Origin of the sequence: Arthrobacter sp. I3 (assembly GCF_000520575.1) — a bacterium.
GTDB lineage: Bacteria > Actinomycetota > Actinomycetes > Actinomycetales > Micrococcaceae > Arthrobacter > Arthrobacter humicola_A.
In genome coordinates, this window is the sequence record NZ_KI914909.1 from 1 (window position 1) to 12,381 (window position 12,381).

General features: G+C 66.3%; 10 protein-coding genes and 1 pseudogene. 9 read left to right on the forward strand and 2 right to left on the reverse strand.

Translation table 11 applies throughout. From position 1 onward, the window contains the following. Positions 1–571 precede the first annotated feature (571 nt). A complete protein-coding gene (locus Y706_RS0105385; protein WP_028275770.1) occupies positions 572–1,555 on the reverse strand; it encodes an electron transfer flavoprotein subunit alpha/FixB family protein in 984 nt (327 codons plus the stop codon). 11 nt (positions 1,556–1,566) lie between these two features. Beyond that, positions 1,567–2,343 (reverse strand): electron transfer flavoprotein subunit beta/FixA family protein, encoded by a 777-nt coding sequence (locus Y706_RS0105390; protein ID WP_028275771.1) that lies wholly within the window; start codon positions 2,341–2,343, stop codon positions 1,567–1,569. A gap of 225 nt (positions 2,344–2,568) precedes the next feature. Between Y706_RS0105390 and Y706_RS0105395 the strand changes: the two genes are divergently transcribed. From Y706_RS0105395 to Y706_RS29140, 9 genes and pseudogenes are all read left to right on the forward strand, one after another. After that, complete coding sequence (locus Y706_RS0105395) at positions 2,569–3,591, forward strand: LacI family DNA-binding transcriptional regulator (RefSeq protein ID WP_028275772.1); 1,023 nt, start codon at positions 2,569–2,571, stop codon at positions 3,589–3,591. A 163-nt stretch (positions 3,592–3,754) separates the two neighbouring features. Then, positions 3,755–5,050, forward strand: a complete 1,296-nt coding sequence (locus Y706_RS0105400; protein WP_028275773.1) for a sugar ABC transporter substrate-binding protein — start codon at positions 3,755–3,757, stop codon at positions 5,048–5,050. Positions 5,051–5,133: 83 nt separating this feature from the next. Next, the gene (locus Y706_RS0105405) at positions 5,134–6,093 is read left to right on the forward strand and encodes a carbohydrate ABC transporter permease (protein ID WP_028275774.1); all 960 of its coding nucleotides are present in this window, start codon (positions 5,134–5,136) and stop codon (positions 6,091–6,093) included. A 1-nt stretch (position 6,094) separates the two neighbouring features. Beyond that, complete coding sequence (locus Y706_RS0105410; protein WP_028275775.1) at positions 6,095–6,982, forward strand: carbohydrate ABC transporter permease; 888 nt, start codon at positions 6,095–6,097, stop codon at positions 6,980–6,982. Positions 6,983–7,018: 36 nt separating this feature from the next. Beyond that, complete coding sequence (locus Y706_RS0105415; RefSeq protein WP_028275776.1) at positions 7,019–8,572, forward strand: glycoside hydrolase family 32 protein; 1,554 nt, start codon at positions 7,019–7,021, stop codon at positions 8,570–8,572. Positions 8,573–8,739: 167 nt separating this feature from the next. Beyond that, positions 8,740–9,747: a DUF6454 family protein gene (locus Y706_RS0105420; RefSeq protein ID WP_028275777.1), complete on the forward strand. Its 1,008-nt coding sequence runs from the start codon at positions 8,740–8,742 to the stop codon at positions 9,745–9,747. 80 nt (positions 9,748–9,827) lie between these two features. Then, positions 9,828–11,537 (forward strand): phospholipase C, encoded by a 1,710-nt coding sequence (locus tag Y706_RS0105425; RefSeq protein ID WP_028275778.1) that lies wholly within the window; start codon positions 9,828–9,830, stop codon positions 11,535–11,537. A gap of 203 nt (positions 11,538–11,740) precedes the next feature. Beyond that, positions 11,741–12,154 (forward strand): hypothetical protein, encoded by a 414-nt coding sequence (locus Y706_RS0105430; protein ID WP_028275779.1) that lies wholly within the window; start codon positions 11,741–11,743, stop codon positions 12,152–12,154. Between the two features lies 1 nt (position 12,155). Next, positions 12,156–12,381 (forward strand): annotated as a pseudogene (locus Y706_RS29140) (PEP-utilizing enzyme); the annotation flags it as partial.

Sequence of the window (12,381 nt, forward strand, 5' to 3'; positions counted from 1 at the left end):
CCAGCCGGCGGCCACGGCTCGCCGCCGGGGGAACGGGGAAGCCCGCGACGCAGCGAGGTGGTTCCCGTCGTCCGTGTGGCGGGCGTGTCTGCCGGAGCCGCTGCAGGCGCCTCCGTTGCCGGCACCGCTGCTTCCTCGGCAGCACCAGCCACGGCAGTATCTGCGGCTGCATCTGCGGCAGATGCCGTCGCGGCGCCGGGGGCCGGGGCCCCGGACAGAGCCGCCACCGCGACCGGAGCTTCGCCCGCTGGCGGCCAAGGTTCGCCGCCCGGCACGCGCGGCAGGCCGCGGCGAAGCTGCCGCGCCACCGCGGCGCCTGGAATCACCGCCGGGCCCGGCGCTGAAAGCGCCGCACCCTGCGCCGTTTCCTGGACAGCAGCCGGGGCGGAGGGCGCGGCGGCCGCGGCCGATTCCGCCCCGGAAACTGATGCCGACAGATCGGCCGCTTCTGCCGCTTCTACCGCTTCCGCCGCGGCAATGCTGGCGGGCGCCTGGCCTGCTGGAGGCCAGGGTTCGCCACCTTCGACGCGCGGCAGGCCCCGCCGGATGGACCGAGACAGAGTTGCCATTGCTACTTCTTCCGGGCCTCAAGTGCGCTAATGAGCTGGGGAACAACCTTGAAGACGTCGCCGACCACACCGTAGTCCGCGACCTCGAAGATCGGCGCGTCCCCGTCCTTGTTGATGGCGACGATCATCTTCGCGGTCTGCATGCCAGCCCGGTGCTGGATCGCGCCGGAGATGCCCAGCGCGACATACAGCTGTGGTGACACGGAAACCCCGGTCTGGCCGACCTGATGCGACGTCGGGACGTAGCCGGCATCCACCGCGGCGCGCGACGCACCAACGGCGGCACCGAGGGTATCGGCGAGCTGTCCAACGAGTGCGAACTGTTCTTCCGAGCCGAGGCCGCGGCCACCGGCGACAACCTTCGCGGCACCACGCAGCTCCGGCCGCGAGGTGGCGGCAGTTGCCTCCTCGAAGGAGTCGATCCGCGCGGCCGGTTTCTCGGAGCCCGTCACGGCCAAGGTCTCCGTCGCTTGCGGCTGGGCCGCCGCGCGCGCCTCGATGGAGCCCTGGCGGACCGTAATCACCGGCGCCCCAAACGTGGACGTCGACGTCACGTTGTAGGCGCCGCCGTAGATGGAGTGGTGTGCCACGACGCCCTCGTCATCACGGGACACACCGACCGCATCGGCGGAAATCGCCGCACGCGAACGGGCAGCGTAACGTCCGGCGAGGTCGCGACCGTTCAGGGAATGCGAAATCAGGATCGCGTCCGGTTGCACCTGCTCCACGGCGGCGGCAAGCGCGTCAACGCCCGGCACCCCAAGCACGGAAGGATCCGGAGTCTCCGCGATGAGTGCGCGCGCGGCACCAAGGGCCGCGGCCTCCGCGGCGGCGGCGCTCCCGGCGCCAGGTGAGGCAAGTACCAATGCAACCGGGGTGCCAACGGCAGCGGCCGCACCGAAGAGTCCGGCCGCAGCCTTCTCGAGTTCACCGGATGCCCGGGCTTCCACGACAACGAGGATTGCGTCACGAGGGAATTCAGTCATGTCGTTGATCCTTAGGCCAGTCGGTTTTCGATCAGGAACTCAGCGAGCTTCTCGCCGGCATCACCCTCGTCGATGATCTTCACGCCCGCCGCGCGCGGGGGCCTCTCCGCAACGGTCAGCATGATCGAACGCGCCGCCTCCGGATTGTCGGCCGTGACCCCGAGGTCCGCGAGGGTCAGGACCTCAAGGGGCTTCTTCTTCGCGGCCATAATGCCTTTGAAGTTCGGGAAGCGCGCCTCGGGAAGTGCCTCTGTAATGGAGATCACCGCGGGCAGGTTCGCTGAGACCTTCTGCACGCCGGAGTCAACGGCCCTGGAGCCAGACACCGCACCGTCGCTGATCTCGACGGAGCTGAGGCCGGTGGCATGCGGCACGTCAAGCAATTCTGCAAGCATCGCGGGAATCATGCCGCCGGATCCGTCAGTGGAGACGTTGCCGGTGATCACCAGGTCAAACCCCATGCGACGGATCGCTGCGGCCAGGGTTTCAGCGGTAAGTCCAAGATCCGCACCCCGGAGCGCCTCATCAGCGACGTGGGTGGCGCTTCCCGCGCCCATCGCAAGCCCCTTGCGGATGGTTGCCGTCGCACTCTCCGGGGCGAGGGAAAGGATTGCGACCTCAGCGCCCTCGTTCGCGTCTGCGTACGTCAGGGCCAACTCCAGGGCCCGCTCACCGATCTCATCAATGACTGATTCGCTGGCTCCTCGATCGGCGAGGCCGGTTTCAAGGTTCAGTTTTCGGTCCCCGTACGTGTCGGGGACCTCCTTTACTAGGACGATAATCTTCATCGATGGCTCTTCCTGTGGCGGCTTGTCCCTGGCGCGGAGACATTGTCGAACCCATCGAGTCTACGAAACCGGGGCCCTTTCCGGCTGACAGAGCCCGTGTCGTGACGTGAAGTGCCTCGCCATGGGACGGGATCAAGGTAAAACCGGACGTCCCGTTGACAATTGCAAAACGTTTTGTGTAACGTGTCTCACACCAGATACAAAACGTTTTGCAAAGGTAAGTCAATGACGACAAGAGTGGGAATACGCGACGTGGCCAAGGCCGCCGGGGTCTCCGTCACCACGGTGTCGCATGCCCTCAACGACGCCACGAGCTTCCGGGTGAAGGCAGCGACGCAGCAACTCGTCCGGGATGTGGCCAGGGATCTTGGGTATGCCCCGAACAAGATGGCCAGCGGCCTGCGCAACCAGCGCTCCCAGATCCTTGGCCTGGTCAGTGACGAAATCACCACCACCCCCTTTGCAGGCGCCATGATCCGCGGGGCGCAGGACGCAGCCTATGACCGCGGCTATGTGGTGATGGTGGTCAACTCGGGCCTGGACAGCGAGCTGGAAACCCGTGAAATCAACATGCTGCGGCAGCATCAGGTGGACGGGGTGGTCTATGCCAGGATGTACCACCAGAGCGTGCAGGTCCCCGCAGAACTGGAGGGCCTTCCCACCGTGCTGCTGGATTCCATCACTCGCGACAGTTCCATCTCCTCGGTTACCCCCGACGAGGTGGGCGCCGCCGAGACGGCCGTTGAAGCAATCATCCAAGCGGGCCACACCCGGATCGGGATGCTCAACAACATCGACGACATCCCAGCCACGCACGGCCGCAGGGAAGGTTTCCTCAATGCTCTCCGGCGGCACGGCCTGCAGCACGACCCCCGCCACCTCGTGATCGGCCAGCCCGAAACCGCGGGAGGCCGCGAGGCCGCCCTGGGCCTGCTCGGTCAGCCCGACCGCCCCACAGCCCTGTTCTGCTTCAGTGACAGGGTTGCCATGGGCGCCTACCAGGCGGCCACCGCATTGGGGCTGCGCATTCCGGAAGACGTGTCCATTGTGGGGATCGACAATCTCGAAATCATCGCGGACGCCCTGTGGCCGGGGCTCACCACCGTCGCCCTTCCCCACTACGAAATGGGCAGTTGGGCGGTTCACCGGCTCCTGGACGACATCGAAAATCCCGGCGCACCCGCAGTCCAGACGCAACTGGACTGCCCCCTGATTGAGCGGGGGTCGCTCGGCCCGCCGCCAAGTTAGCCGATTGCCGGCACCAAGCCGGCATCACCACACTGTTCCACCGTTCCACTGCTCCGCCGCCCGGGGGACCGCAATAAGAAGGGACGCAGCCGTTGCACCGGCCGCGTCCCGAAGGACCCGGGGCAATCTCCCACGCCCAAATTCAGCAGAAAGATTGACCATCATGAACAAGCGATTCACCCGGATCCTCGCGACCAGTGTAGCTGCGGCGGCACTTGTCGGCTCCCTGGGCGCCTGCGGCAAGGGCAGCGCCTCTGCCCCGTCCGCCGGCTCCAATGAGATCACCATGTGGACCCACAACGCGGGCAACGCCGAAGAACTCAAGGCGGTTGAAAACATCGTCGATTCCTACAACAAGAGCGCCGGCGCCAAGGCCAAGATCAAGGTCCAGGCGTTCCCGCAGGACTCCTACAACGACTCCGTGGTCTCGGCCGCGGCCGCCGGGAAGCTCCCCTGCATTGTTGACATCGATGGCCCCAATGTTCCCAACTGGGCCTGGGCGAAGTACCTGACACCGCTGAAACTCGAAGCGGATGTTTCCAAGAACCTGCCGAGCACGGTGGCCAAATGGGAGGGCGAGACCTACGCCGTTGGCACCTACGACGTCGCACTGGCGATGCTCGCACGCGCCTCCGACCTCAAGGCAGCCGGTGTCCGCGTCGCCACGGTCGAGAAGCCGTGGACCAAGGACGAGTTCCAGGACGCGCTGACCAAGCTCAAGGCCTTGGGCAAGTGGGAATACCCGCTGGACATGGGTACCGCTGGAACCGGCGAATGGCTGCCCTACGCCTACTCCCCGTTCCTGCAGTCCTTCGGTGGGGACCTGATCAACCGCGACGGGTTCCAGTCGGCAGACGGCGTCCTCAATGGCGACAAGGCCGTCGAATGGGCCCAGTGGTTCCGCGGCCTTGCCGACCAGGGCTTCATGGCGAAGAAGAGCGGCAAGGACTCCACCCAGGACTTCCTCAACAACAAGAGCGGCCTTCTCTACACCGGCTCCTGGGCCGCGGACAAGGCACGCGCTGCGGTGGGTAAGGACCTCGTGGTCATGCCGTCCGTGGACCTCGGGACCGGCCCCAAGATCGGCGGCGCCTCCTGGCAGTGGGGCGTGACCAGCGGCTGCACCAACTCCGCGGCAGCCATGGACTACCTGTCCTACTCGCTGAAGCCGGAAAACCTGGCCGCGGTGGCGAAGGCAACGGGCACCATCCCGGCCACCGACGAGGCCGCTGCCCTGATCCCCGCGTTCGCCAAGGACGGCACGAACCGGATCTTCATGGAACTTTCCCGCAACTACGCGGTGATGCGTCCCGAGACCCCGGCCTATCCCTTCATCGCCACCGAATACGGCAAGGCTGTCCAGGACATCCTGGCCGGCGCCGACCCCAAGACGGCGCTGGACAAGTCGGTCAAGGCCATCGACGCCAATATCAAGTCCAACGGCGGCTACAAGAACTAGCCGGCTGCCAAACGGTACTTTCGACGGCGGTGCGCAACCGCCGTCGAAAGTACCTCCGGCCCTGACTGTCGACGGAGAAAACCATGACAACCACCCAACTCCCCTCCCCCGGGCGCCGTCTGGCGGATCCGGCCCCGGCCGCACCGCCCAGCAAACCGCGCCGCCGGCCGCGCCACCTGCGCGAACAGATCAGCGGGTGGGGCATGATCGCCCCGGCCGCGGTCCTCCTGCTCGCCTTCGTCTTCCTCCCGGCGATCCTGGGCTTCGGCCTGGCATTTACGAACGCCCGGCTTGTTTCCCCGCGGCCCGTCGAGTTTGTCGGCACGGACAACTTCGCGCGGCTGTTCGCGGATCCCGTGTTCTGGCGCTCGCTGCTGAACGTCAGCTACTTCGCCGTCGTGGTGGTGCCCGTCCAGTCCGGACTCGCCCTGGCGATGGCCCTCCTGATCAACAAGAAGTTCCGCGGCGTGAACTTCTTCCGCACCATCTACTTCCTTCCCGTGGTGACGTCCATGGTGGTGGTGTCCCTGCTGTGGATGTTCATGTACCGCAAGGACGGCCTGATCAATGAGTTGCTGTCGGCGGCCAGTTTCGGCCTCATCAACGGCCCGGACTGGCTCAACGATCCCGCCACCGCCATGCCGGCCATCATCGCCCTGTCCATCTGGCAGGCCGCAGGATTCCACATGATCATCTGGCTCGCAGGCCTGCAAAGCATCTCCGGGGAACTGTACGAGGCCGCCCAACTCGACGGGGCCAGCCGCTGGCACCAGTTCCGCTACGTGACCTGGCCCGGCCTCACCCACACCCGCACCCTGGTCCTGGTGACCATCACCATCCAGGCGCTCGGGCTCTTCGACCAGGTCAGCGTCATGACCCAGGGCGGGCCCCTCGATTCCACCACCACCATCATCTACGAGGCGGTGCGCTCCGGCTTCAAGCAGCAGGAGACCTCCTACGCCTCGGCCATCTCGCTCGTTTTCTTCGTGCTCGTGCTGCTGATCTCCGCAGTGCAGCGCTACCTGACCCGAGAGAAGGACTGACGTGAAACAGACACTCATTTCCAGGGGTCTCGGCAGTGCCGCGACCACGGCCGTCCGCCTCCTGTTCGCCGCCGTCGCCGCCTTCCCCATCGTGTTCATGATGGTGTCCTCGCTCAAGCCGGACCAGCAGATCTTCGGCGACATGTCCTCGGTGGCGGCGTTCCTGCCGGTCGGCAACATTTCACTGGACAACTACGCGGCCGTGTTCGACCGGGTCCCGGCCGCCCGCTTCCTGGTCAACTCCATCGGCATTTCCGCGGTCACGGTGGTGCTCGGCATCTTCATCAACAGCCTCTGCGCGTTTGCCCTGTCCCGGATGGAGGTCCGCGGCAAGCGCGTGGTGTTCACCGCGATCCTCGCCACCCTCATCGTGCCCTTCCAAACGCTGGCGCTGCCGCTGGTGTGGTGGGTCAACCAGCTGCCGTACTTTGAGCTCAACGGGTTCAGCCTCGAGATCTCGAAGGGCTGGCTGGACACCTACCAGGTCCAGATCATCCCGTTCATCGCCAACGCGTTCTCCATCTACCTGTTCCACCAGTACTTCGAGTCCATCCCGAAGGAACTGGACGAGGCCGCCCGGATCGACGGCGCGGGCTGGTTCACCATCTACCGCAAGGTGGTGATGCCGCTCGCGGGACCGGCGACCGCCACCGTGGCCATCCTGACCTTCCTGCCCGCCTGGAACTCCTACCTGTGGCCGCTCATGGTGGTCCAGTCCGAAGAACTCCGCCCGGTGATGATCGGCATCCAGTACTTCTTCCAGCTCAACGTCTCCTGGGGCGAGGTGATGGCTTACGCGTCCCTCATCACCATTCCCGTGGTGGTCCTGTTCATCGCGTTCCAGCGATCCTTCATCAACAGCATCGCCTCCAGCGGCGTCAAGGGCTGACCAGCCTCCTCACGCGAAAGCCTGCAAAGAACCCTCATGAAAACACTCACAGAACTCGACTGCCAGTACCGGCCAAAGTGGCACTACTCCGCGGAGCGCAACTGGCTCAACGACCCCAACGGGCTGGTCTACGCCAACGGCACCTACCACCTCTTCTACCAGCACAACCCGCACGGCGAGGAGTGGGGCAACATGTCCTGGGGCCACGCCACCTCCACAGACCTGCAGCACTGGGACGAACAACCCGTGGCCATCGCCTGCGATGAGCAGGAGGCCATCTTTTCCGGCTCCGCGGTGGTCGATGTCCACAACACCAGCGGCTTCGGCGTCGGAGGCGTGCCCCCGCTCGTGGCCATCTACACCAGCGCATACTCGCCCGCATCACCGCTCGCCGGACGGCAGGCACAGTCCCTCGCCTACAGCACGGACGACGGCGCCACCTGGACCAAGTACGCCGGGAACCCGGTACTGGACCGCGCCTCCGCGGACTTCCGCGACCCCAAGGTCTTTTGGCACGCCGGCGCCGCCGGCAGCTACTGGGTGATGGTCGCCGTCGAGGCGGTCCACCATGAGGTGGTCCTCTACAAGTCGGCGGACCTGTTGACCTGGGAGTACCTGAGCACCTTCGGCCCGGCAAACGCCACGGAAGGGGTGTGGGAATGCCCGGACCTGTTCGAACTGCCGGTGGACGGCGACGCCTCCAACACCCGGTGGGTCCTGGTGGTCAACCTGAGCCCCGGCGGCATCGCCGGCGGCTCGGGCGGCCAGTACTTCATCGGAACCTTCGACGGCGTGACGTTCCGTTCCGAAACCACCGTCACCGACGGCGTGCAGACCGGCGACAGCCGGATGGCCGACTACGGGTGGCTCGACTGGGGCCGGGACTACTACGCGGCCGTGTCGTTCAGCAACGTCCCGGACGGACGGCGGCTCATGATCGGCTGGATGAACAACTGGCAGTACGCCGCCTCAACGCCTTCGGACGGCTGGCGCAGCGCGATGTCCCTGGTCCGCGAGGTCAGGCTGGTGTGCCGCGGCGGGCGCCCGGTGCTGGTGCAGGAGGCGGTGGACCCGTTCCACAGCCACGGTACTGAGTTGTTCGCGCTGGACCGGCAGCCGCTGGCGGACGGGGTGACTTGGCTTCCGGCCGAGGCCTTTGGTGATGTGCTGCGCATCGATGCGGACTTCGAGCCCGGCGCCGCCGGCAGGGTAGGTCTGGTGCTCCGGGCAGGCGGGGACACGGGCAGCGAAACGGGCGGGGAATCCGGCTCCACGTCCGGGCCCGGAGCCGGGGCGCGCACTGTCCTGGCCTACGACTGCCGCACGGCCGAGCTCAGCCTGGACCGGACCGAATCCGGGAATGTGGGGTTCCACGAGTCGTTCCCGTCGGTGGAGCGCGTTGCCGTCTCCTTGGAGGACGGCCGGCTACGGCTCCGGGTCTTCCTGGACCGCTGCTCGGTCGAGGTCTTCGCGCAGGACGGCCTGGCCACCATCACCGATCTGGTCTTTCCCGCGAACACCGGCACCGCCGTCGGACTGCTGGCCGAAGGCGAGGGCGGCACCCTGGCGGGCCTCGCCGTCCGAGCCTGAGCGGCTGAAAGGGTCCACGCCAGCGACCGTGGGGGGAGCAGATCCGTGGTGAAACGAAGCCGGACCGCTGCCGGCCATCTGCCGTTCACCTGCCCGTATCGGAGATTAATTACCGGGAAGTAACGTTGCGATCTCTTGTTGAGATCCAACCTTTGAGAGGCTCCCGAATGAGCACGACTCACACCCGAGGCATCCTCACGGCCGCCGCAGCAATCGTCCTGGCCGCGTCCGCAATCAGCATCACCGCGGCCGCCCAAGCCGCAGACAACCCCACCGGCGCCGGCAACCACGGTGACAGGAACACGGCCCTGGCCGACGCCTTCAACGGCGTTGACCGGAACACGAACTGGCAGCAGACGTCCAAGCTGAAGCTGAACTTCCCGACCTATCACACGGAGGGAATCGCCTACAGCCAGGACCACATCTTCCTCTCGGCCGTTCAGATCATCGAACCGACCGTGAAGTTCCCGACCCCGCAAAACGGCTTCGACCGCACCCCCGGCAAGGGCGTCGGCCACCTGTTCGTCATGGACAAGGCCGGCGCCCTGCAAAAGGACATCGTCCTGGGAGAAGGCGACATGTACCACCCCGGCGGCATCGACTTCGACGGCACCAACGTCTGGATCCCCGTGGCCCAGTACCGGCCGGACAGCAGCGCCATCATCTACCGGGTCGACGCGGCCACCCTGGACGTGCACAAGCAGTTCGAGGTGAAGGACCACTTCGGCGGGATCGTGATGGACAAGCAGACCGGCCACCTGGTCGGCAACACCTGGGGCTCGCGCCGCTTCGCCGAATGGGATCTGCAGGGCAAGCAGCTCTCGACCTGGCAGAACCCGAACTACTTCATCGACTACCAGGACTGCCAGTACGTGCCCAACTCCCGGATGCTCTGCAGCGGGATCACCAACCTCCCGCAGACCCCGGCGGCCGGCGGCACCGGCGCCATCTACGAACTCGGCGGCATGGCGATGATCGACCTCAAATCCCACAGCGTAATCCGCGATGTCCCCTTCCAGCAGTGGTCCACCGCAGGCCATGTGGCCACGCGCAACCCGTTCAAAATGACGGCCGACGGCGGGCACCTCACCATGAAGGTGGCCCCCGACAACGGCGAGGAAGGCAACGGCACCGAAATCCTCACCTACGAGGCCACGGTCACGCCGGCCAAGTAACGCAGGCCGGCCACCCAAGCAACATACGAATGCCTGCCATCAGCCGCCGGCATCCCTGAATACCAACGATTGGCTCCCCCATGCCTCATCCAGCACAACGATTCACCCGTAAGCGGGTCGCCGCCACGGGCGCGGCAGCCCTGGCCGCCTCGGCACTGACAGCCGGAATGTTCGGTATCGGCGCAGGTCCGGCCTCCGCCGGCGAAAACCACAACGGTACCGCGACGCCAATCAAGCACGTGGTGGTGATCTTCCAGGAGAACGTCTCCTTCGACCACTACTTCGCCACCTACCCCAAGGCTGCCAATCTCCCGGCTGAAACCCAGCAGGGTACCGGCACCGCGACGGCCTCCTTCACCGCCGCGAAAAACACCCCCAAGGACATCAACACTCTGGCCACCGCCGGCCTCCTGGCACCGAACAACCCCAACTCGGCGCAACCTGCCCGGCTCTCACCGGCGCAGGCCATCACCTGCGACCAGGACCACGGATACACCGCCGAGCAGAAGGCATACAACGGCGGGGCGATGGACAAGTTCGTCGAGTTCACCAGCCGCGACGCGTGCGGCACCAACCAGTACGGCCGCCCCGGCCTCACCATGGACTACTACGACGGCAACACCGTCACCGGCATCTGGAACTACGCCCAGAACTACTCCATGAGCGACAACCACTTCAGCACTGTCTTCGGACCCTCCACACCCGGGGCGCTGAATCTGGTATCCGGCCAGACCCACGGGGCCACCGAGTACACCGCCGCAGGACAACCTGTGGCCACCCCGGCGGCCGGCAGCAGTGCTGTCAGCCTGCCGGATGCGAACGGCGTCGGCACCGTCATCAACGACCCGGACCCGGTCCACGACGACTGCTCGAACAGCAGCCACGCCAAAACCGGCAACCTGGCCGGCATGAGCGGCAGGAACATCGGCGACCTGCTCAACGCCAAGGGCACGTCCTGGGGCTGGTTCCAGGGCGGTTTCACGCCGACCACCGCCGCGACCGCCGACTCCCCGGCGTCGTGCCTGTCCAGCCACACGAACGCCGCCGGCGCCAGCGTGGTTGACTACTCCCCGCACCACCAGCCGTTCCAGTACTACGCCTCCACCGCCAACCCGCACCACCTGGGACCGGCGTCCGACGCGGAAATCGGCCACAACGGACAGGCCAACCACCAGTACGACCTCACCGCGTTCAACAAGGTGGTCAACACCGACAACATGCCCGCCGTGTCCTTCCTGAAAGCCGGAATGTTCCAGGACGGCCACGCCGCCTACTCTGACCCGATCGACGAGCAGAACTTCATCACCAGCACCGTGAACCAGATCCAGAAATCCCGGAACTGGGACAACACTGCCGTGGTGCTCGCCTACGACGACTCGGACGGCTGGTACGACCACGTCGCCGGCAAGGCAAAGAACTCCTCCAACACCGCCGACGACGACGCCTGGTGCCAGCACGCCGCAGCCAGCGGCGTCCCGATGGCCGGCGGCTACGCTGACCGCTGCGGCCCCGGGCCGCGCCAGCCGCTGGTAGTCATTTCCCCCTACGCGAAGAAGAACCACGTGGACCACACCCAGACCGACCAGGCCTCGATCCTGCGCTTCATCGAGGACAACTGGCACACCGGCCGGATCGGCGACGCCTCCGCCGACGCCACCGCCGGATCGGTGAACGCCATGTTCAACTTCGACAAACAACGCAAAGACCAGGTCCTGCTCAACGAACAGACCGGCGCCGTCGCCTCCACCGAACACGGCAACAGCAACAGCAACAGCAACACCGGAAAGTAACCTCCTGCAACAGCCCGGTCGTGGACCGCCGGCAAAACAGCCCCCTTTGGAACGCCACCCGGCAGTTGGCCGGGTGGCGTTCCTGTCCGCGCCGCTTCAACGACTCGTCCCCCCGAAGCATCAACAGATTGTTGACAACAAGATGTTGATGCCAGAAGCTGGTCGTGCGAGCGGCGCCGAGCCAACGGGAAAGAGAGTCTGGAATGAACGAGACCGACGGGACCCGTCCGGGCGGCGACGCTGCGCAGGCTCAGCGCCAAAGCCAGGCCACGCGGATGTTGCTGGACCGGGGCGCCGCCGAACTCCCGCCCCGGCCCTGGCTGGGTGAGCGGCAGCCCCCTTCAGCGAGTGACCTCATCCAGCACGTCCTGTGGCGGTCCAACGGGACAGACCGCGGAGAGCCGGTGGATGGTCTGGACGTGCGGGCCGCCCTCGCCCTTGTGTCCGCCGCGCGGGCAGAGACGGATGGCCTGGAAACGGCACTCCTGTTCCTGGCGCGGGCCGAGGGGCTGACCTGGCCCCAGATTGCCCAGAGCCTGGGCCTCCGCTCGGCGCAGGCCGCGCAGCAGCGACTGGATCGGCTGTCCGGCAGGCCCGAGACCGGCCTGGTGGGCTGACGTGGAACTTACCCCTGAGGCCAGTGCCGGAGCAGAAGGCAGGGATCCCGCCGGCGCGTTTCTCACCGGCATCGGCGCCAGCCCTGGCACCGCCTGCGGGACCGCCCGGACCGTTCACAGCGTCGACGAATTCTCCGCGCTGGCCCCCGGCGACGTCCTGGTCTGCCGCACCACTGACCCCGCCTGGACGCCACTGTTCGGGATCGCCGCCGCCGTCATCACGGAAA

Bases quoted from the DNA above. Each gene is read 5' to 3' on its own strand.
- Y706_RS0105385 (WP_028275770.1), bottom strand. From the start codon at position 1,555: ATGACTGAATTCCCTCGTGACGCAATCCTCGTTGTCGTGGAAGCCCGG.
- Y706_RS0105430 (WP_028275779.1), top strand. From the start codon at position 11,741: ATGAACGAGACCGACGGGACCCGTCCGGGCGGCGACGCTGCGCAGGCT.
- Y706_RS0105405 (WP_028275774.1), top strand. From the start codon at position 5,134: ATGACAACCACCCAACTCCCCTCCCCCGGGCGCCGTCTGGCGGATCCG.
- Y706_RS0105400 (WP_028275773.1), top strand. From the start codon at position 3,755: ATGAACAAGCGATTCACCCGGATCCTCGCGACCAGTGTAGCTGCGGCG.
- Y706_RS0105425 (WP_028275778.1), top strand. From the start codon at position 9,828: ATGCCTCATCCAGCACAACGATTCACCCGTAAGCGGGTCGCCGCCACG.
- Y706_RS0105420 (WP_028275777.1), top strand. From the start codon at position 8,740: ATGAGCACGACTCACACCCGAGGCATCCTCACGGCCGCCGCAGCAATC.
- Y706_RS0105395 (WP_028275772.1), top strand. From the start codon at position 2,569: ATGACGACAAGAGTGGGAATACGCGACGTGGCCAAGGCCGCCGGGGTC.
- Y706_RS0105390 (WP_028275771.1), bottom strand. From the start codon at position 2,343: ATGAAGATTATCGTCCTAGTAAAGGAGGTCCCCGACACGTACGGGGAC.
- Y706_RS0105415 (WP_028275776.1), top strand. From the start codon at position 7,019: ATGAAAACACTCACAGAACTCGACTGCCAGTACCGGCCAAAGTGGCAC.